The following is a 20,840-nucleotide window of genomic DNA, read 5'->3' as shown; positions in this document are numbered from 1 at the left end:
ACTTAGAGCTATTGGCGGCTCTATTACTGCCGAACATGGTGTTGGTTTAGAGAAAAAGATGTGGTTACATTTAAGTCGAAGTCAAGAGGAAATAACATTGATGAAAACCTTGAAAGCTGCTCTAGACCCCAAAGGAATATTGAACAGAGGAAAAATATTTGAATAATGGAGATAATTGATTTAAGCCAAGAAATATTTGATGGAATGTCGGTTTTTCATAGCTTACCAGCCGTAAAAATAGAAATTCACGCTACTCATGAGCAGTGGGATGGATTGCTTGGTGCTGAAACTCAAACGCCGAGTGTTTACAAATTAGCTATGAGTGAGCATACAGGTACACATGTGGATGCACTTAATCACATGGGTAGAGAATTTGCAGGACTGTCGATAGACATGATGCCTTTATCTATGTTTTACACTGAAGGTATTTGTTTGGATTTGAGTCATAAAGGCTTGCAAGAATTCATTACTTCAGAAGATTTACAAAAAGCTTGCGAAAAAACCAGTCTTGATCTCAAAAAAGGAGATACTGTATTGCTATATACCAATCATTATCGAAAGCATTTTGCCACAGAAAATTGGAATAACGGACCAGGCTTGACTGCGGAGGCAACACAATGGCTAGGAGAGAAGCAAATATCTGCCTTTGGCGTAGAAACCCTTTCACCAGGGATACCCAAAATAAGCAATAAAGAGGTGCATTATGTTTGTGGAAAAATGGGCTTTACGCATTATGAAAATATGGTGAATCTTCATCAACTTATCGGGCGAGGACGCTTTAGATTCATTGCTTTGCCACTTAAAATCAGAGGCGGAACGGGGTCGCCAGTGCGAGCAGTGGCGGTATTTGAGTAATTTAATTAAAATGATGTCACCGAAATTACGATTGTGGTTATTCCGATGACATCATTGCTGATTGTTTTACTCAATTTTAAATCTTGTGCTTGGTTTAGTGCTTTCTGTGATAGTGGCTATCACCCTTCCAGATTTTGTAACTATTGATGCTCCAACTTTCACATATATACCTTCAATCATTTTACTCCCAATTCGTTTCAGCGTATTACTCATACCATTGACCGTGTAGTACACATCTTCCCCTGTTAAATTTTGCAATTCAACTTTGAAGGTTTTCTCACTCGAACTACTACTTTTCGATGAGCTCGAACTACTACTTTTGGAACCACTAAAAAGTGCTGCATTTGCTTCATCAATGGCTTTATAGGCCTCTTTCTGACCATCAATTTGGAGTTCATCTCTTTTTTGATAAGCCTTTTGGTGAGTTACTAGCATCTCATAAAGTTGTTCGTCGGAAAGTGAAAGAGCCTTTGATTCCTTGTCTTTTGTGTACAAAACCATGACAGGATCCATTTTTTCACTTTTTACATCACTTGCATCACGACCACCTTTGGGAATATAGTATAGTCCACTTCCAGGAGTTACTAAAATCAAGCCAGGTTCAATAAGTACTAAATGCAAGCTGGAAGCATCCTTGAATGTTTCTTTAGATTCTTTTACATATTCTCCATCTTTGACTGTTTTTTGTTTTGCGTAAAAACCATAAAAAGTAGAGTTTCCAATTGTGGCATCAAATCGAGGTTGCTTGATTGCGGAACTAATTTTGAGCACTAGGTCTGCTGGATAGTCATTACGTCCGATAATCAGTGGAGGGATATTGTCTTCGATGCCATAGCTAGGTGTAAGTTTTACCTTGACGGCCTTAGACTCCTTTTCAAAACTTACTAAAAATTTACCAATTGCCTTGTCAGGTTTTCCTTCTTCTTTCCCACATACAAAAAGCTCACGAGTATAATAAATACCCGCAAGTCCGTAAGCATCTTTGCTGATTCCTTTCGACTCAAGAATTGTTTTGGAAGCATCCTCTTTTTGCTTTTCATAAAGAGCTTTACTAGGTTTGGCGCCAGCGCTACCACCACCAGTTACAGATTCAGCCTTTTCTTTTAATTTTTGTAGAAAACCTTGAGCTTTAATTTGACTGCCCGAAAGTCCCGTAGTGATACTTAGAAAGAATAGAGAAACAAGTGTTTTTTTCATAGCGGATTGTTTTTAAATGATTGTTCCGCTAAGCTAAAGTAAATATGCCTTAAGGGTATTTATCGTTGTATGTAGCCGTATTTATAGAAAGTGTAAAGAGGATTTGATTTTACAAAGAAGTATTTTAAAAATAAAAAACCCTCATACCAAGTTTGATTTGACCTGTGTATGAGAGTTCTTTATATAAAATAATTTACTTTGGTTTATTCTTCGGCAAGTACCTTGTTGAGGGCATAGGCCTGTAGTCCCAAAACCTTGGCCGATTCACCCAGCTCAGAGATTACGATACTCAAATTTTCCTTATAATCGGCCAGACAGTATTTGTAAATTGCTTGTTCGATAGGATTACTGATAAATTTACCTGCTTTTGCCAAGGCACCGTTGATGATAATTGTTTTTGGATTGAGGAGGTGCACGGCAATAGCCAAACCTTTCCCCATTTCCTTACCAATATCATGAAGTAAATCGATGGCTAGTCCATCACCACGATTGGCCACTTCAATGACCATTTCTATATCGATTTGGTCAATATTTTTATTAGCTAATTGGGATACCCGTCCTTCTTTTAGGAGCTCCTTAATACGTTTGATAAGGTAAGAAGCCTTGGTAACGGTATCCAAACAACCCACCTTGCCACAATGGCAAAGCTCTCCATCTGGGCGCACCTGAATATGCCCAAGTTCACCCGCAAAGCCCGACTCCCCTTGTAATACCTGTCCATTGACAAGTACCCCAAAACCAACACCTCCCCAATCCATATTTACAGTAATAGCATGTTGCATATCTTTGGCCAAACCAAAATGGTGTTCGCCTAATGTAATAGCTTGAGTGTCGTTGATAATAAATACAGGGATTTGGAAGGCAGCTTTCATACTGTACACCAAACTCCCTCCATCAGCCACTACGTGCGGGTAGGTATAGTTTAGCCCAGTGCGAGGGTTAATCAAACCCGGCATTGAAATACTCATTCCCACAAAGTGTTCGATTTTATAAGGAGAGAAGGTCAGTATTTTTTGCACAGCTTTGATGATTTGGTCTGCAATAGGAGAGTCTCCTTCTATACAAACGGGAATATCTTCGCTAAGCATTACCTTGTTTTGGAGATTGAGTACGAATGCCTTTGACTGGTAAGTATTGATATCGAGTGCCAGTACAAATCTTTCATGAGGGTTTAAACTATACAATGTAGGTTTACGCCCAAGTTGTACCTCCGCAATACCCACCTCAATCACCCATTTTTCGAGGATGAGTTCTTCGACTAAGGCAGTAACAGACGGTACGCTGGTGTGTAAGTGTTTGGTCAGCTGGGCAATAGTGAAATTACCACCATTATAAAGGTGCTGAAGAAGTTTCTTTTTTAGTTTGTTTTTTTTTAAATCAACAATTGACTCTCGCTCGACGATTTCGATATCCGGAGCAGATTTGTACAAGTCAGACATATATTCTGGGATAAGAATTCAAATATGTGGTTATGAGTAGACTGACAAGTACTCGACCAACATAATAAATGTTAAACAGTTCCAAAAGGTCTATATATTCAATAATTTGTGGATAGGCTCAACATGGTTTGTGAAGCATAATTATTTTTAACCAGGATATAGTCTCTGTGGAGACACTAGAAAATTTGGCTTATCCTATTATTATTCAGAAATGATAATTATCAATTCTGATAAAATATTATACAACGGAGCTAGTATTTTCGAACGTTTCAGTCTACAGTACTACAAAAAAAAGAAAAATTAATATTTTCAGCAACAAGTATATGACTTAATATCAAAAAAACTTGTTGGTTCTGTGTGCTTTTGTGGAAAATACTTAGTTTATTAATATATTTTAAAAAAAATGTTAAGTGTTTATACTCGAATTATCTATAGGTTTCTTTTAATTTTTTAAAATTATATGTAATATTACAACAAAAATTACAAATTTTATTTTGTTTTCATTATTTTTAATTCATGAAAGTTTTGAATGAGTATTATTTTCTACAATTCCCTTTTAAGTATACAAAAAACATTTTTTTGTGATATTTATTAAAATAATTTACTAATATCGCATACTTATTGATATATAAATAGAAATACCTGTATTATTTTGAGTTTATACTTTTTATTTGTTGTATTTATTTTAATAATTATATAATCCCAATTTTCCACGTTATACTATCCCAACCATGTCATGAAAACAGCACAAAAGTGTTCAATCCCACCATAGGGTTGTTGATTTACCTTATTTATTCCGCATTAACATCCAATTCAATTTTTTCACTGAAACAGTTCATTAAAATGAAAGCATGCAAAAGTAAATTTACTCTCTTATTTACTGCATTACTGTTCCTTTCTTGGCAAACTATTTTTGCACAAAGCCCAATTAAAGGTAAAGTAACTGATGGTAATAGTGCTGGCCTAGCAGGCGTAAGTATTCAAATTAAAGGAACCTCAAAAGGAACTACCACCGACGCTGTAGGTTCATACTCGATTAGTGCATCCAAAGGAAATACCTTGGTGTTTAGCTCGATTGGGTTTGTCACTAAAGAAGTAGTAGTAACAGACGCAACTACGTTAAATGTAGTATTAGAAAGCGACGTACAATCTCTTGACGAAGTAGTTGTAACAGCTCTTGGTGTTTCTAAGGAAGCAAGAAAAGTTGGTTATGCTGTAACCAAAGTAGATGGTAGTTTGATGACCAAAGCTCGCGAAACTAACATGGCTTACTCATTGGCGGGTCGTGTAGCTGGTTTGAATATCTCAGGAACAAGCGGTGGTCCTGGTTCTTCTGCGCGTATTTTGTTGCGTGGTATGGCTAGCTTTACAGCTTCGTCACCTTTGTTTGTAATCAACGGCGTACCAATGGACAACACACAGCGTGGTAGTGCTGGTGAGTGGGGTGGTGCCGATAACGGTGATGGTATCTCAAACATCAACCCTGATGATATCGAAGATTTGACAGTATTGAAAGGTGCTTCGGCATCTGCTCTCTATGGTGCTAGAGCTGCAAACGGTGTAATTTTGATTACAACTAAATCTGGTAAAAAAGGTAAAATGTCGGTTGAATACAACTTGAACATGGTAGCTGATAAGGCTATCAACTTTACCGATTACCAGTATGTATATGGTCAAGGTCAAAATGGTTTGCGTCCAACTTCTGTAACTAGTGCTTTGAACAGCGGTATGTACAGCTGGGGTGCTAAATTGGACGGTGCTCCAACGATTCAGTTTGACGGTAAAACTTATGCTTACTCGGCTGTGAAAGACAATATGGATCAATTCTACAGAACTGGTTCTTCTATCACTAACTCGGTTTCTATTTCAAATGCAAGTGATCAAGGTGCATTCCGTTTGTCATTGGCTAACTTAGATAACAGTTCGATTTTGAGAAACTCTGGTCTTGACCGTAAGACGATCAACTTTACAGGTTCTCAGAAAATGGGTAGCAAAATGACTGTGAATGTAATGGTTAACTACATTGACGAATTGGCTAAAAACAAGCCAAATTTGTCGGATGGTCCTTTGAATGCTAACAATATTCAGTATTTGGCTACAAACGTAAATCAAATTGCACTTCAACCAGGATACGATGCTTCTTCTATCTATGGTGCCGAAATCCAGTACAATGATGATATCTATGTAACAAACCCTTGGTTTGTAGTAAATCGCTTCAAAAACAACGTTTCTAGAAAGCGTTTGATTACATCACTTTCCACTAAATATGATTTTACTAAATGGTTGAATGGTACAGTTCGTTTGGGTTATGACTACATGAATGACGGTATCGATAAAATCACTCCAACGGGTACTGCATATTCTAACGGCTTGAGAGGTGGATATGACGAATTATCGAAAGCTACTACAGCCGAATTGAATGCTGATGCGTTTTTGTCTGCTTCAAAAGATATCACTGAAGATTTGAGTATCGATGCCTTAGTTGGTGCGGCATACCGTAACAACAAGTATGATAAAATCGGTATCAGTGGTGGCCCTTTTGTGATTCCGTTCTTCTACAGCCCATTGAACGTAACATCTTTTAGTAGATCATACGGTTATGCTGAAAAAGAAACACACTCGGCATATTACTCATTGGACATTGCTTTCAAAAAAATGTTTACCTTGTCTACTACGGGTCGTTATGATGCATTCTCTACCTTGCCAACAAACAACACAGGAATCTTCACGCCATCAGTTTCATTAAGTGCAGATATCACTGAGTTGGCCAAAATCAAAGATTTGAGCTATGGTAAAGTAAGAGCATCTTACGCGGTTGTTTCTGGTGAGCCAGTAAATCCATATACTACTCAACAGTACTATTCGGTAGGTTCGGCTATTCAAGGTGTAACTACAGGTTCTTTCAGCTCTACGTTGCCTAACTTGTTTTTGAAGCCATACACATTGACTGAAATGGAATTTGGTACTGAATTGAAATTCTTCCAAAACAGATTAGGTATTGATATCGCTTACTTCCACCGTAAGACTAAAAACGAAATCATCAACGGTTCTTTGTCTGATGCAACAGGTTTTACAGGTCAGTACATTGGTACAGGATCTACTCAAAACTCAGGTCTTGAGTTAATGTTGAGCGGTACGCCAATTCAAACTTCAGATTTCACTTGGAAAACCTCTTTCAACATGACTTCTGTAGCAAACAAAATTCTTGATATCTCAGGAACTGGCGCCGAAAACGAACAATTGTCATTGGGTACTTACCGTCCTTTGAATGCAAACACAGCTTTGGTAAAAGGTATGGCGGGTCCACAGATTATGGCTTATGATTATGTTAGAGATGCAAACGGTAAAATCGTTGTAGATGCTTCAGGTATTCCTGTTCAAGCTGCAAATAGAACTCCAATGGGTTCTGTACTTCCTAAACTATATGGTGGTTTCAACAACGAATTTACTTTCAAAGGTTTCAACTTTGCTTTCTTGTTTGACTACCGTTTCGGAAATAAAGTATTGTCTGCGACAAACTACTACACAATCTTCAGAGGTTTGAACCAAATGACATTAGCTGGTCGTGAAAGCGGTGTTGTAGCTGATGGCGTTAGAGCAGATGGTAGCGTAAATACTGTGAATGTACCAGCTCAAACATACTACCAAAACTTGGCTAGAAGAATCTCTGCTTTGAACGTAATGGACGGAAGCTTCATCAAGTTGCGTCAAATCACTGTAGGATATACGCTTAACAAAAAACAATTGGGTATCCTTCCTTTCGAATCAGTAGGTATCTCATTGGTAGCTCGTAACTTGTGGACATTGTTGAAACACACTGACAATATCGACCCAGAAGCTGGCTTCTCTTCTCAACTTAACTATGCTGGTATCGAGGGTAGTAGCTTGCCAACAACAAGAACTTATGGATTTAACTTAAACATTAAATTCTAATCTAACTTTTGTAAGAACATGAAAAAAATATTGGTATATATAGGATTGTCGGCGTTACTTACTCAAGGTTGTACATCCGATTTTGAACAAATCAACACCGACCCAAATGCAACAAGTGCAGCGGTTTTTAATCCAAACTATTTGTTAGCTCAGTCTGAGTCTGACTATGGCAACACGGGTTATTCGCAGTTGTTGTTCCAAAGTATGTGGTCTCAGTCTTTGGCTTCTACTTTCTCTTACTACGGTAATGGCGACAAATATCTAGCATCGGGTAGCTTTATCGATTATCAAGGACGTTTGTGGGGCGAAAATTACCGTTCTGCTTCTTTGGCTTTCGAAATGCAAAACTTGGTAAAAGATAAGCCTGAGTTATCTAACTTATACAATGTGGGTACTATCATGAAGGTTATCAACATTGCTCGTTTGACAGATAACTACGGTGACGTACCATACTCTCAGGCTTTATTGGCTAAATCTGGTGTTTCAGCTCCTAAATATGATACACAACAATCGATTTACTCAGGAATGTTAACTGAGTTGGAGACTGCTCTTAAAGCGCTTGATGCTAACAAAGCAGGTCCAACCGCTGATTTGATTTATAATGGAGATGTGACAAAATGGAAAAAGTTTGGTTACTCTTTGATGTTGCGTTTGGCTATGCGTATGACTAAAGTTGACGAAGCTTCTGCAAAAACTTGGGCTGAAAAAGCGTATGCTGGTGGTGTGTTTACTTCAGTAGCTGACGATGCGAAAGTGTTGACAGATGTTAATACTACTTCTAATGCTACTTCAAACGCATTGAGAGTAGCAGATGACTATAGAGAAGTACGTTGGAGCAAAACTTTCATGGATTACTTGAAATCTACCAACGACCCTCGTATCTCTGCTATTGCTGAGGTTTCTTTACCTGGTTATGCAAATAACTCAAACCAAAACTTGGCTGGTGATAATACTGCTTCTGTACAAATTGGTTTGCCAAATGGTTATGATTTGAATGGTGGCGCAACTGATATCAGCAAACATCCTCAATATCCTGGTGCTTCAGGTACAGGTACTGATATTGCTGGTGTAGGTAAATATTCTCGTCCAAGAACAGCCGTGTATTTGGATCGTAGTGGTGCAAACTTCTTGTTGACTTACTCAGAAGTGGAATTGTTGTTGGCTGAAGCTAAAGTAAGAGGTTGGAATGTAGGTGCAGTTACTGCAGCTCAGCACTATGCAAATGGTGTATCGGCTTCTGTATCTTCTTTGACAGCTTTCAACGCTGCTACTGCTAGCGACGCTGCTATCAAAGCTGCCGTGGCTGCAATGCCTGCTTATGTTGCTGCTAATCCATTGAACACGTCGTCTACGACTGCTTCTTTGAAACAAATCAATGAGCAAATTTGGGTGACAACTTCAATCACTTTCAACTTTATCGAAACATGGATTAACTGGAAACGTTCTGGATACCCAGTATTGACTCCAGTAAACTTTGCCAATAACTTTACTGGTGGGGTAATTCCAAGACGTATTCCGTACAAAGCTAGTGAGTCGTCTACCAACCCTGTTAACTTAAATGCTGCTATTGGCTTGTTATCAGGTGGTAATACCTTTACAGCGCGTACTTGGTGGGATAAATAATTATTACGAAAGGGCAGGGGCTATCCCTGCCCTTTTTGTAAAAGATATGCTTAATTCTTGCTTGACAGGTTAGTATAATATTGTATTTTTTTACAACTTCGACCAAATTTTTGGTCGAAGTTTTTATATTACTCTATTCGATTTTACTCATGACACGTCTCTTCGCTTCTCGAGCGCTGCTCTTCTTGATGATTATTGGTTTTTTTCAAAAGACTGTTCACGCTCAACATACCTTGTTTAAAAAACTAGATGGACAATTTTCAGGAGTTAATTTTAAAAATACAATTAACGAATCTGAAGATTTGAACGTAATGGCTTATGAGTACTTTTTCAATGGGGGGGGAGTTGCTGTAGGTGATGTAAATAACGATGGACTCGATGATATTTTTTTTACGGCCAATATGAAGCCCAATAAATTATATCTTAATCAAGGCAAACTAAAATTTAAAGATATTACTAAAACTGCCTCAGAGGGATTAGAAGGAAAGAAGGGCGCTTGGAAAACTGGCGTAACTATGGCCGATGTAAACGGGGATGGTTTCCTCGATATTTATATCTGCTACTCAGGAAAAGTTTCGGAGGATTTACGCAGAAATCAATTATATATAAATCTTGGTAAACAAAAAGATGGTTCAGTAAAATTTGTCGAAAAAGCTAAAGAATATGGGGTCGATAGTCCTTGTTACAGTACGCAAGCTGCTTTTTTAGATTATGATTTAGATGGAGATTTAGATATGTTCCTACTCAATCATAATGTAAAAAAATATGATAACATGGAGCTGGCACGTCTGCGCACTGAGGTAGATTCTTTAGCAGGAAATAAATTTTACGAAAACCAAAACGGTCATTTTGTAGATGTTTCAGCCAAAGCTGGTATCCATCAGTATCCGCTAACCTTTGGTCTTGGAATTGCCATTGCCGATGTGAACATGGACGGTTTACCTGATATCTACGTAACCAATGACTATAACGAGCCTGATTACTTGTACCTCAATAAAGGTAATGGAACCTTCTTGGAGCAGACTCCTCGCGCATTTAGGCATTTGGCGCAATTCTCTATGGGGGTTGATATCGCCGATTTTAATAATGACGCTCTTCCAGATATCCTATCTCTTGATATGCTTCCAGAGGATAACCACCGACAGAAATCCTTACAGCTACAAGAAAATTATGAGTCCTTTGAGTTGATGCAACAGCAAGGTTTGCATAAACAGTATATGCACAATATGCTGCAACTCAATCTGGGAAATGATAGGAGCGGTTTCCCAACTTTTAGTGAAATTGCACGGTTATCTGGGGTTGCTAGTACCGACTGGAGTTGGTGCCCGCTGGTGGTTGATTTTGATAATGATGGCCTCAAAGATATTTTTATCAGTAACGGATACCTCCGTGACTATACCAATAAAGACTTTTTACGTTATTGGGGCGATTACAAAATCAAAAAGGCTATGGACCGCGAGCCTATGCAATTAATGGATTTGGTTATGGCGATGCCTTCGACCAAACTCGCCAATTATATTTTCAAAAATGAGGGAAATCTTCAATTTAGTAATCAGCAAACTTCTTGGGGATTTACCGAACCCACCGTTTCGAGCGGTGCAGCTTATGCAGATTTGGATAACGACGGTGATTTAGAGTTAATCATCAACAATATTAATGATGAAGCAAGTATTTATGAGAATTTGAGTAATTCCAAATCAAATCATTATATCCAATTAAGTTTTTCTCCTGAAAATACGACAAAAACTGTTTTAGGAACAAAGGTATACATACATACAGGTTCTCAAACGCAGTATCAAGAGGTAAATCCCTACAAAGGTTATCTCTCTTGTGAGTCCTTAAAATTACATTTTGGACTTGGCTCAACCGCCAAAATTGATTCAATCAAGATTTTGTGGCCCGACAGAACTGAACAATGGTTGAGAAATGTGGAGGTGAATCAGCTTTTAAAAATAAAAAAAGCAGGGAAACCTTCTGAAAAAGTGTTTAGTAATCTCTCAGAAGTATTTCAGGCAACAAGGGCTTTAATTCCTTATCGTCATGAGGCTTACCTCGAAAACGATTTCAAAAGACAGCCTTTGATGCTTTCAATGTATTCTTCGGTAGGGCCTGTACTGGCAAAAGCTGATGTAAACAATGACAAACTGGATGACCTTTTTATTAGTGGTAACAAAAATCAAAATGGCAAGATTTTTATGCAAATGCCTGATGGAAAGTTTACTACTTTATCTGATTTGGAGTTTGGTGATGAAAGTTCCTCAGCTATCGCCGCCGCTACCTTCTTGGATGTCAATCAGGATGGTTTCCCTGATTTGTATTTGGCAAAAGGAGGATATTCTGTTTTTGAAAGTCAAACGCCTTCTTTGCAAGACGAACTTTTTGTGAACAATGGAAAAGGAGGATTTGTAAAACAAATACTTCCTGATGTAAGTGCAAGTAGTAAAGCATTTGTAAAACCTTGTGATTTTGATTTAGATGGCGATCTTGATATGTTGGTAGGTGGACGTGTGATTCCGGGTAAGTATCCTGTTGCGCCTACATCCTATCTTTTGGTAAATGATGGAAAAGGAAACTTTACTTTGGCTAATATTCCGTTTGCGCAAATAGGGATGTTGACCGACGCCCTTTGGCATGATATCAATCAAGACGGTCGTCCTGATTTAATTTTGGTGGGAGAAATGATGCCCATTAAAGTTTTTATTAATTCAGCTTTGGGTTTTGTAGATAAAAGTAAAGATTACTTCAAAGAGGAAGACCATGGTTTTTGGTATTCGATTGCTGTAGCCGATTTGAATTCTGATGGTATTAAAGATATCATTGTCGGAAATCAAGGTACCAATGCTGTGATTAAAGCAAATAAACAGGAACCCGCTAAGTTGTATTTTGCTGACTTTGATGAAAATGGTTCTATTGATCCATTCTTCTGTTTTTTTGTACAAGGAAAATCATATCCTTATGTGAGTCGCGACGAGCTGAATGATCAAATATTTCCAATGCGCCGTAAATTTTCTTCCTATAAACAGTACGCTGATGCTACAATTCAGGAGATATTTTCGCCCGAAGATTTATCAAAGGCTTCTCAATTAAAATTGGATGAGGTAAAAACTTCAGTGTTTTTGAGCCAAATCAAGGCAGATAAAACTTGGAGTTTCTTAAAAGGAAATTTGCCTATTCAGGCACAATTTGCTCCTGTTACCCAAATATTGGTAAAAGATTTTGACAAAGATGGTAATCAGGATGTTTTGTTATTGGGCAACAAAACGGATAATCGTCTAAAGCTTGGAAGTATGGACGCCAACTATGGTTGTCTCTTAAAAGGTAATGGTAAAGGAAACTTGGAGTATATGCCTCAAATTGCCTCTGGTTTATCGGTCAGAGGTGATGTAAAATCATCTATCGAATTAGAGATAGCAGGAAAAACATACCTTATTATTGGCGCCTTTAATCAGGCTTTACAATTTTATAAAGAATGAAAAAAATCAAAGTTATCTTATTGATTTTAGGGCTCTTGACAACGAATATTGTTGTAGCTACTAAACCCCGAAAACCAATCGAAAGTCATATTCAGCCGACTATCTTCTCGCTCACCATGGTGATGATTCATGATGTGGTGAATCCACCAGCAGCAGCAAGATTTTATTCATATTCTATGCTTTCGGCGCAATGTATTCTTGCTGCCGAAAGTAAAGAGGTGCTAAATCCGAAGGTTTATATCAAAGGATTTCCTAGCATCAATGCCAACAGACCATCAGAAGCAAACGCCAACCTAGCGGCGCTCTATAGTATTTTGGAGACAGGAAGATTGATGTTACCCTCTGGTTTTCAATTGGAAGCTGATCAACAAACGTTGTTAGAAAAATGGAAAAATGAAGGATATGCCGACAAAGAAATCAAGGCCTCTGTAGCTTATGCAAAGGAAATATCTCCTCAAATTGTAACTTGGGCTAAGATTGATGGCTATCTCAAATTGAGTACACTTCGACGTTATCGCCCTTTAAAGGGGGATGCGTACTGGTATCCAACGCCTCCTGCCTATATGGAGGCAGTGGAGCCAAATTGGAGAACCATCAAACCTATGCTCATTGATAGTGCAGGGCAATTCAAACCTGCTCCTCCGATTGTGTATAGCGCCGAACCAACCAGCGATTTTTATAAGTTCGCAAAAGAGGTATATGAGGTAGGCAAAAATCTGACTGAAGAACAACGTTTGATTGCGGCTTTTTGGGACTGTAATCCATTTGCCGTAAATACCTCTGGACACATGTCAATCGGCTTTAAGAAAATGAGCCCTGGCGGTCACTGGATGAATATTACAAGCATTGCCTGCAACAAAATTAATTTATCATTCGAAAAGGCAATCGTTTTACACTCCTTGGTGGCCACAACATTGATGGATGCTTTTATCAGTTGCTGGGACGAAAAATATAGAAGTAATCGTGTGAGACCAGAGACTGTTATTAATCGTTTTTGGGATATTCACTGGCAACCTTTGTTACAAACGCCTCCATTTCCTGAATATACCAGCGGGCATAGTGTAATTTCAACGGCCTCAGCCGAAATTTTAACCTATTTTTTAGGCGACCATTTTGCTTATACGGATGACTCTGAGATTTATTTTGATTTAAAGCCTCGCGATTTTACGTCATTTCGCCAAGCTGCCAACGAAGCAGCCATTTCAAGGCTTTACGGAGGAATCCATTACATGGATGCCATCAAAAATGGACAAGCGCAAGGGGCTAAACTTGGCAATTTTGTGCTCGAAAAACTCAAAGCAAACGGCGTGAAGCCTTTTATTAACTAGTATTATTTTCCTACAGTCAATTTTCAATAATTAAAACAATGAAGAAAAAAGTAATCTTACTCAGCCTGTTATCAAGTTTGATGTTGGGTAATTCTTATGCCCAACAACACTCAGAACAAGACCATAGCAAATATGTATGGCCGAAGGATGAGTTGGTAAAAAAGAAATTAGACAACTGGCAAGACATCAAATTTGGTTTGTTGATGCACTGGGGTACCTATAGCGAATGGGGTATCGTTGAATCTTGGTCACTTTGTCCTGAGGATGAAGGTTGGTGCGAGCGTCGTGGAGCTTCTTCTGCCAACTATTTTGAGTACAAAAAGGCTTACGAAAACCTTCAAACTACGTTTAACCCTGTCAAATTTGCTCCCGAAAAATGGGCAGATGCCGCTCAAAAAGCAGGGATGAAGTATGTGGTTTTTACTACCAAACACCATGATGGCTTTTGTATGTTTGATTCAAAATATACAAACTATAAGGTAACAGATGCCAAAACGCCTTTTTCGAGCAACCCTCGAAGCAACATTGCTAAGGAGGTTTTTGATGCTTTCCGTAAAAAGGACTTTATGATTGGAGCATACTTTTCAAAACCTGACTGGAATACGCCTTCTTATTGGTGGTCTTATTTTCCACCTAAAGACCGTAATGTTAATTATGACCCAAAAAAATATCCTCAAAAATGGCAGGAGTTCAAAGACTTTACCTATAATCAAATTGAGGAGTTGATGACACAATATGGCAAAATGGATATTCTTTGGTTAGATGGTGGTTGGGTTCGTCCATTCTCTACAATCGACCCTAATATTAGCTGGCAAAAAACCATTCCTTATGACCAAGATATCGATATGGCTAAAATTGCTGCTATGGGGCGTAAGAATCAGCCCGGCTTGTTGGTAGTAGACCGTACTGTAACGGGCGAATTCGAAAACTACGTGACACCCGAGCAGTCTATTCCTGACCATTATATGCCTATCCCTTGGGAAACTTGTACTACAATGGGTACTAGCTGGTCGTATGTTCCAAACGATAAATACAAGTCACTTCGTGAAATTATTCACATGTTGGTTGATATTGTAGCTAAAAATGGTAATTTATTGCTGAATGTAGCCCCAGGACCAGACGGTGAATGGCATAATGAGGCATATCAGCGCATGGAAGAAATGGGCAAATGGGTATCAGTAAACGGAGAGTCTATTTATGGTACCAAACCCGTTGCACCATATCGTGAAGGACAATGGGCTTTTACCGGAAAAGAAAAATCTACTTATTTGACTTATTTGGCTAAAGAGGGCGAATCTGTTCCTTCAACGGTAGTTTTACCTTGGAAAAAGGCTGAAAAGTCTACAATTGTAACTTTGATAGGAGAGGTCAAACCTTTGAAATACAAAGTTACGCCTAACGGAATTGAAGTAACTATCCCAGAAAAAGTGCGTAGCGCTTTTGCTTCACAACCAGCTTGGGTATTTAAAGTGTCAAATAAATAGGGTGCAAAGTAATCATGTTAGGCAATAGGCAAAGCGTGTTAAATGTTTTTAGTAACGATAGACATGTATTTGCCGATTGCTTATGGCCGAAAGCTCAAGAAATAAATTTTATTTTGCATTAAAACTTATTACTAAACAAATATTGAAGCAAACTTAGAGATAAATGGTTGGCATTTGGCAAAAATAGTACTGTGGTTCATCAGAAAGATTTTGTACAGTGCCAACCAACTCAACACTCAAATTGCCACTTCTTTTAGGCAGCCTATAGAGTAAATTTTATTATCAAAATTTGATTTAGATTCTATACCTAATGATTCGCTTGATGGTATTTTTAACAAAGTATTTGAGCGTAACCTGATTTTGATGCATCAAAAAACTTTGCCAAGCATGCTTATGAGCGGCTTTAGGGCTTCGATAATCATGATAAATTTTATCAGAAATCTTGGCAAAATATTGTGAGAAATTTTTTAAGGCTTCCTGTCTTAGTTCTTTTCTTTTTTCTTTTGGCCAATAGTGCTGAATAATGTCAATTACTTTAATAATACTTTTGATGTCGTCATTAGATAAAAATGAGCGACTCGTAATATTGTTTTGATGTAATCTATAAAGCGCAAGGTATTTTGGGGTATAGGCAAAGTCATATTTTGTCGCAATGCGCACCCACATTTCCCAGTCTTCACCATAGTGTACACCAAAGAAACTGCCCAAATCTTCATATACCGAGCGTTTTACAACAATAGCAGGTGGCTGTACTCGCTGACCTTTGGAGATTCTTTCAAACCAATTCTCAAGAATTCCAGCCTCATGATGCAGTGGAGGAAGCGCATACAATTCTTCATTTTTTTCATTCATGTATATGTAGTCCGTAAAAACAGCTCCAACACTAGGATAATCCTTAATTAGGCTGAAAATTTCGGTGTAAAAACCCTCCTTCACCATATCATCTCCATGCAAGATATGAATCCAATGTCCTTTTGCTCGATTGATACAGGTCTCAAAGTTTCTTAGGCTCCCCACATTTTTTTCTTGCCTAAAGTAGCCGACATTCAAATGACTATATTTATCTGCAATAAGCCCTAAGTCGCCATCGGTGCTATGATCGTCGATAATTTCAATTTGAAATAAAGAAAAATCTTCAATTTGATTCAAAACGCTATTTAATGTTTGTTCAACATAGTTATAACAATTAAATGCAGGTATCATCACAGATACCAAGGGCCTGTTTACCTCCTGAATGGGTTCAATTTGAGGAGGACTTTGGGGCGTTCGAATAGAGGAAATAGACATAACAGTATTAACTATTTAGCTAAAATAACTTAGATAGAGATAGTATAGATGATTAAATAGCTTTGGGCATTCGGCTTTGGGCATTCGGCAAAATCATATCTAGCATTACTAAAAAACACTTTAACGCTCATTGCCCTGTGCCTGTAGTCCAAAACACATTACTTAAATTCAATTTTGTCCAATAATCAAGGAAACACAATTACTCAATTGGTATACCTATCAAAGCCTTAGGCCTTAATAAGTTTTTTTTGAAGCTAGCAAGAAATGATTGTATAGGGACTAAACTGCAAAAGGCTAATTTAGTGAGTAAAGTAAAATTTAAGCTTTCGGCTTTTAGGAATCAGCTTTCGGCAGTGGGTTCTTAAAAAGCATAATAAGTTGTTTTTCAGTATATTATAACACTCTTTGCCTTGTGCCTCCTTCCAATTTTTGCTTACTTACTTAAGGGGTATGCGTTCGTATTTTTATTTTTTATAAAAAACCTCCAACCCGAAAAACATCCTTTTATCTCTTCAAACATAAATTTATTATGTTTTGATTTTGGATGTAAAATAGCATATTTGAGGCGTTTTAGATAATAAATCGGTAAACTTTTTCTGAGTCTATAGAGCTCGCCTTTGTGTCGGTATTTTTGATATTGTACCAATACCGAGCTAACATTCCCTCGCATATAGGCATGAATTTGTTTTTTGAGCTCCTCCCAAGACTCTCGATGCTGGTGATAAACGTAAATATGCGGAAAGTATCTACAAGTAAACCCTTCGGCCATGATACGATACCAAAACTCTGAATCGCCACTGCATCCTGAGGCTCCCACATCTAATCTTTCATCAAAGTAGCCAACTTTTTCGAATACGCTTTTTCGAAATGCCATATTGGCTCCTGCGCCCACATCCCAAGCTGGAACACCCACTGGCAAGTGTTTCTCAAAATACTCATGGTCAAAAACGAGAGGCTCGTGGCCTTTATTAAAGCCCCAAAATCTTTCGAAAAAACACTGAGCTTCAGTATTTAATTGATATGGTATAACCAAGCCTGTAACTGACATTGTTTGTGGATCGCTGAAACTTCTTCTGATTTGAGCGACCCATTCGGGTGTAACCATTACATCGTCATCGGTATAAGCAATGATGTCGCCTTTGGCAGTCATAGCGCCTGTATTACGAGCGATATCTAATCCTTTGCGAGGCTCTAAAATATAATTTACAGAAGGAAATTCATTTTTGATTAAACTGGCTGTTCCATCATCGGAGGGCGCATTGTCCACAACAACAATCTCAAAGTTTTGCTCTGTTGAAAGCAACAGTCTTGAAAGACATTCTTTGAGGGCTTTGGTTCTATTTCTTGTACAAATAACTACCGAAATACTTGGTAGTTCGGCAGGTGCGGGAGTATCAAATATTTTTTTGTAATTGTTTGATAATCTTAAATTTAAGAAAGAAGATTTGTCTTTAAAAGCACGTAATATCTGTCTTTTTTCTGGGGGAGTGAGGGGTTTGAAATAATACGCAAATGCCTTTTTTAAGGCATTCAAAATAAAGTCTTCCCATTCAGAAATATCTTTTGGATAGACACTATCAAGCCATAGATGTCCCAAGGGGATATTATTAAACCAGAAAAGATAATAGGCTGCTTCTCCAGTGGGGAGAGGAGGAATACCTTCTTCCAACCTACAATGATGGATTTTTCGTGGAGAATAAGCGGTCTGACTCATAATAGGGTTTTTAAAATTTTAAATCGGACTGTAATAGTTCAAATAATGAATTTTCTTAATTGGGACTCTAGGTAGGAAAACGTTATTGGTTAATAGTATATGGGTTATTTGAAGATGTTCATAATCAAAAGGTTACATTCAACTTTTACCTTTGATATACTATTAATTAAATCTTTCCTTTTACTTACTTATTGTATTTTAGGTTAGGTCTATACTTTATGTTACAATGCACAACAGCCTACTCATGACGTAGCTTTAGAATAGAGGCAATGTACGCTTGAGGTATATCCAAATCACTTGGTTTTTCGCTAGTCAAATCAATAGACAAACAGGTATCAAAACCTAAAACTTTTTTGTCGGAGGCATCCAAAAAATACACCGAGAAATAATAGGAGCCAGCGCCTAAATAACTACTCGGAATCTCGCCAGCAACTTTGTGGAGATTTTGTTGTCCTAAATTTTTTAATGGCGCATCTATATTGATAAGACATTCTCCAGAAAAACTAAAGACAAACAGCCTCACCTTAATATCTAGGGCTGGTACTATATTCCAGAATTCTAGCTCAAAATGTAGTATTGAGTCTCGGTAGATAATCTGGTCGATTCTTTCAGAAGGCGTAATTGCTACTCGCTTGACTCTCAGGTAGGCATTGCCCGGAGCCGTACTAGCTGAGGAATAATCTTGATTTAAAAACTCAATTTTTTCCTGATACAGGTATTTGCCGATGGTTGGTGTGGGTGCACCATATTCGATGAGCCTTCCTTTGTCTAAATACGCGATATGGTTGCACAATTGCCGCAAGGCCTGCATGTCATGACTGATAATCAAGGTCGTTTTACCTTCTGTAGAGGCTAATTCTCGCATTTTCGAGAGACATTTTTTTTGAAATTCTGCATCTCCCACTGCCAAAACTTCATCCAAAATCAGAATATCGGCATCTAAATGTGCTGCTACTGAAAACGCTAATCTTACGTACATTCCGCTCGAATAACGCTTTACGGGTGTATTGATAAAGTCTTCGATGCCAGAAAAGGCAATGATTTCTTCAAGTTTTTGGCTTACTTCATATTTTTTCATGCCCAAGATTTGAGCATTAAGAAATATGTTTTCGAGTCCTGTGAGTTCTCCATGAAAGCCTGTGCCAACTTCTAAAATACTAGATATTTTTCCTCTACCGCGAATTTGGCCTTTGGTTGGTAACAAAACCCTTGAGAGAATTTTCATCAAGGTAGATTTGCCCGAGCCGTTGCGGCCAATTATGCCAATTACCTCGCCCTCATTTACCGAAAATGATACATCCTGTAGTGCCCAAAAGGTATTATTTGCTGAAGCAGGACTGGCTTTGCCTATTAGTTGTTGCCAATATTGGATTAAATCCTGACGTAAGGTCTCACTTCCTAGCTTACCAATTTCAAAAGATTTTGAAACTTGGTTAAATTCTATTACTGGTTTGGCCATTATAATACCTCTATAAATTTACTTTCAAATTTTCTGAAAACGAGAAGGGCAATCACGCTAAATACACTGATGGATAGCAAGGATATATAAAGCTCTTGTGTCCAAAAGGCATTTGAGGCATAACACGCTCGAAAACTTTCGAAGATAGCTGTAAGTGGATTGAACCAAAAAGCCCACGAAAGTTCTTCTGAAACCAACGAAACAGGGTAAAATACTGGGGTCACAAACATATATAGTCGCATAGCCAACTGTATAATATTTTCTAAATCTTTATATTTTGTGGTTAGAATAAAAGAAAACGAGCCCAAAGCCAGCGCATATAATGCCATAAATACCAAAAGAAAGGGAATTGCCAAAAGATTGTAATTAAAGGATATCTCCCAATTGGTAAATAGTTGATAAAACAAAACTGTCAAAAGGAAAAATATAAAATTGATACCTAACTTGTAGGCCTGTACCAACACGCTACTGATGGGTAGAATAATTCTTGGAAAGTAAACTTTTGATAAAATATGGGCATTTGTTCGAAAGGTATACAAGGCGCCAAACATACTATCTGCAAAAAAACTCCATAACATATTTCCAGTCAAATAAAACAGCAAAGGAGGCATCCCGTCGGTAGAAACCTTGATGATATTGGAAAAAACAAGCGTATAGACGATTGTTGTTATGAGTGGTTGGAAAATCAACCAAAAATTACCCAAAACGGTTTGTTTATGACTACTCTGCAAATCTCTTTTGGTGAGACTCCAAATCAAATCTGCATGATTGAAGATTTTTTTTAAACTAAAATCGAACCACCCGACAGAGGGTTTAATTTCCCATTCCCAATCACTAGTTTGATTCGTGTCCAATTTCATAAGGAGAAAATTAGCGTTGATAAAATTTAATTGAGCGTAAGTAAGTAACAAGACGTTATTAGTTAACAGTATATCAGTTATTATAATATATTAATAATCAAAAAGTTAACCTTGATTTTCATCTTTGAGATACTATTGATTTAATCTTTCCTTTTACTTAGGTAGGCAAAATAGAATTTGATTTTTGT

General features: G+C 37.8%; 13 protein-coding genes. 7 read left to right on the top strand and 6 right to left on the bottom strand.

What is annotated here, in order from left to right; translation table 11 throughout:
• Positions 1-10 precede the first annotated feature (10 nt).
• Both ACOVQ4_RS16910 and ACOVQ4_RS16905 read left to right on the top strand, forming a co-directional pair.
• Positions 11-166 (top strand): FAD-linked oxidase C-terminal domain-containing protein, encoded by a 156-nt coding sequence (locus tag ACOVQ4_RS16910; protein ID WP_421821801.1) that lies wholly within the window; start codon positions 11-13, stop codon positions 164-166.
• Complete coding sequence (locus ACOVQ4_RS16905; RefSeq protein WP_421821800.1) at positions 166-855, top strand: cyclase family protein; 690 nt, start codon at positions 166-168, stop codon at positions 853-855. The genes ACOVQ4_RS16910 and ACOVQ4_RS16905 overlap by 1 nt, the downstream gene beginning before the upstream one ends.
• Before the next feature lie 66 nt (positions 856-921).
• Here the strand turns inward: ACOVQ4_RS16905 and ACOVQ4_RS16900 are convergent, their stop codons facing one another.
• On the bottom strand, positions 922-2,052 hold the full coding sequence (locus ACOVQ4_RS16900) for a hypothetical protein (protein WP_421821799.1): 1,131 nt from the start codon (positions 2,050-2,052) through the stop codon (positions 922-924).
• A 203-nt stretch (positions 2,053-2,255) separates the two neighbouring features.
• A complete protein-coding gene (locus ACOVQ4_RS16895; RefSeq protein WP_421821798.1) occupies positions 2,256-3,491 on the bottom strand; it encodes an ROK family protein in 1,236 nt (411 codons plus the stop codon).
• 843 nt (positions 3,492-4,334) lie between these two features.
• Here ACOVQ4_RS16895 and ACOVQ4_RS16890 point away from each other — a divergent pair.
• The 5 genes from ACOVQ4_RS16890 to ACOVQ4_RS16870 all read left to right on the top strand — a co-directional run bounded on the left by ACOVQ4_RS16890 (position 4,335) and on the right by ACOVQ4_RS16870 (position 15,332).
• On the top strand, positions 4,335-7,424 hold the full coding sequence (locus ACOVQ4_RS16890; RefSeq protein ID WP_421821797.1) for a SusC/RagA family TonB-linked outer membrane protein: 3,090 nt from the start codon (positions 4,335-4,337) through the stop codon (positions 7,422-7,424).
• Between the two features lie 18 nt (positions 7,425-7,442).
• Positions 7,443-9,047 carry a SusD/RagB family nutrient-binding outer membrane lipoprotein gene (locus ACOVQ4_RS16885; RefSeq protein WP_421821796.1) on the top strand — a complete coding sequence of 535 codons (1,605 nt, stop codon included), beginning with the start codon at positions 7,443-7,445 and terminating at the stop codon, positions 9,045-9,047.
• Positions 9,048-9,196: 149 nt separating this feature from the next.
• Positions 9,197-12,520 (top strand): VCBS repeat-containing protein, encoded by a 3,324-nt coding sequence (locus ACOVQ4_RS16880; RefSeq protein ID WP_421821795.1) that lies wholly within the window; start codon positions 9,197-9,199, stop codon positions 12,518-12,520.
• The gene (locus ACOVQ4_RS16875) at positions 12,517-13,848 is read left to right on the top strand and encodes a vanadium-dependent haloperoxidase (protein WP_421821794.1); all 1,332 of its coding nucleotides are present in this window, start codon (positions 12,517-12,519) and stop codon (positions 13,846-13,848) included. The genes ACOVQ4_RS16880 and ACOVQ4_RS16875 overlap by 4 nt, the downstream gene beginning before the upstream one ends.
• Positions 13,849-13,886: 38 nt before the next feature.
• Positions 13,887-15,332 (top strand): alpha-L-fucosidase, encoded by a 1,446-nt coding sequence (locus ACOVQ4_RS16870; RefSeq protein WP_421821793.1) that lies wholly within the window; start codon positions 13,887-13,889, stop codon positions 15,330-15,332.
• 294 nt (positions 15,333-15,626) lie between these two features.
• Here ACOVQ4_RS16870 and ACOVQ4_RS16865 read toward each other — a convergent pair whose 3' ends face one another.
• From ACOVQ4_RS16865 to ACOVQ4_RS16850, 4 genes are all read right to left on the bottom strand, one after another.
• Positions 15,627-16,619: a glycosyltransferase family 2 protein gene (locus tag ACOVQ4_RS16865; RefSeq protein WP_421821792.1), complete on the bottom strand. Its 993-nt coding sequence runs from the start codon at positions 16,617-16,619 to the stop codon at positions 15,627-15,629.
• Positions 16,620-17,052: 433 nt separating this feature from the next.
• A complete protein-coding gene (locus tag ACOVQ4_RS16860) occupies positions 17,053-18,333 on the bottom strand; it encodes a glycosyltransferase family 2 protein (RefSeq protein WP_421821791.1) in 1,281 nt (426 codons plus the stop codon).
• Positions 18,334-18,571: 238 nt separating this feature from the next.
• Positions 18,572-19,792 (bottom strand): ABC transporter ATP-binding protein, encoded by a 1,221-nt coding sequence (locus ACOVQ4_RS16855; RefSeq protein WP_421821790.1) that lies wholly within the window; start codon positions 19,790-19,792, stop codon positions 18,572-18,574.
• Entirely contained in the window at positions 19,792-20,652 is an 861-nt protein-coding gene (locus ACOVQ4_RS16850; protein WP_421821789.1) for an ABC transporter permease, read from the bottom strand. The genes ACOVQ4_RS16855 and ACOVQ4_RS16850 overlap by 1 nt, the downstream gene beginning before the upstream one ends.
• Positions 20,653-20,840: the final 188 nt, after the last annotated feature.

Origin of the sequence: Flectobacillus sp., assembly GCF_049240685.1 — a bacterium.
GTDB lineage: Bacteria > Bacteroidota > Bacteroidia > Cytophagales > Spirosomataceae > Flectobacillus.
Note: the sequence above shows the minus strand (reverse complement) of the source record. Positions and strands in the feature narration are given on the sequence as shown.

Bases quoted from the DNA above. Each gene is read 5' to 3' on its own strand.
- ACOVQ4_RS16885 (WP_421821796.1), top strand. From the start codon at position 7,443: ATGAAAAAAATATTGGTATATATAGGATTGTCGGCGTTACTTACTCAA.
- ACOVQ4_RS16895 (WP_421821798.1), bottom strand. From the start codon at position 3,491: ATGTCTGACTTGTACAAATCTGCTCCGGATATCGAAATCGTCGAGCGA.
- ACOVQ4_RS16850 (WP_421821789.1), bottom strand. From the start codon at position 20,652: ATGAAATTGGACACGAATCAAACTAGTGATTGGGAATGGGAAATTAAA.
- ACOVQ4_RS16870 (WP_421821793.1), top strand. From the start codon at position 13,887: ATGAAGAAAAAAGTAATCTTACTCAGCCTGTTATCAAGTTTGATGTTG.
- ACOVQ4_RS16855 (WP_421821790.1), bottom strand. From the start codon at position 19,792: ATGGCCAAACCAGTAATAGAATTTAACCAAGTTTCAAAATCTTTTGAA.
- ACOVQ4_RS16865 (WP_421821792.1), bottom strand. From the start codon at position 16,619: ATGTCTATTTCCTCTATTCGAACGCCCCAAAGTCCTCCTCAAATTGAA.
- ACOVQ4_RS16875 (WP_421821794.1), top strand. From the start codon at position 12,517: ATGAAAAAAATCAAAGTTATCTTATTGATTTTAGGGCTCTTGACAACG.
- ACOVQ4_RS16860 (WP_421821791.1), bottom strand. From the start codon at position 18,333: ATGAGTCAGACCGCTTATTCTCCACGAAAAATCCATCATTGTAGGTTG.
- ACOVQ4_RS16880 (WP_421821795.1), top strand. From the start codon at position 9,197: ATGACACGTCTCTTCGCTTCTCGAGCGCTGCTCTTCTTGATGATTATT.
- ACOVQ4_RS16900 (WP_421821799.1), bottom strand. From the start codon at position 2,052: ATGAAAAAAACACTTGTTTCTCTATTCTTTCTAAGTATCACTACGGGA.
- ACOVQ4_RS16905 (WP_421821800.1), top strand. From the start codon at position 166: ATGGAGATAATTGATTTAAGCCAAGAAATATTTGATGGAATGTCGGTT.
- ACOVQ4_RS16890 (WP_421821797.1), top strand. From the start codon at position 4,335: ATGAAAGCATGCAAAAGTAAATTTACTCTCTTATTTACTGCATTACTG.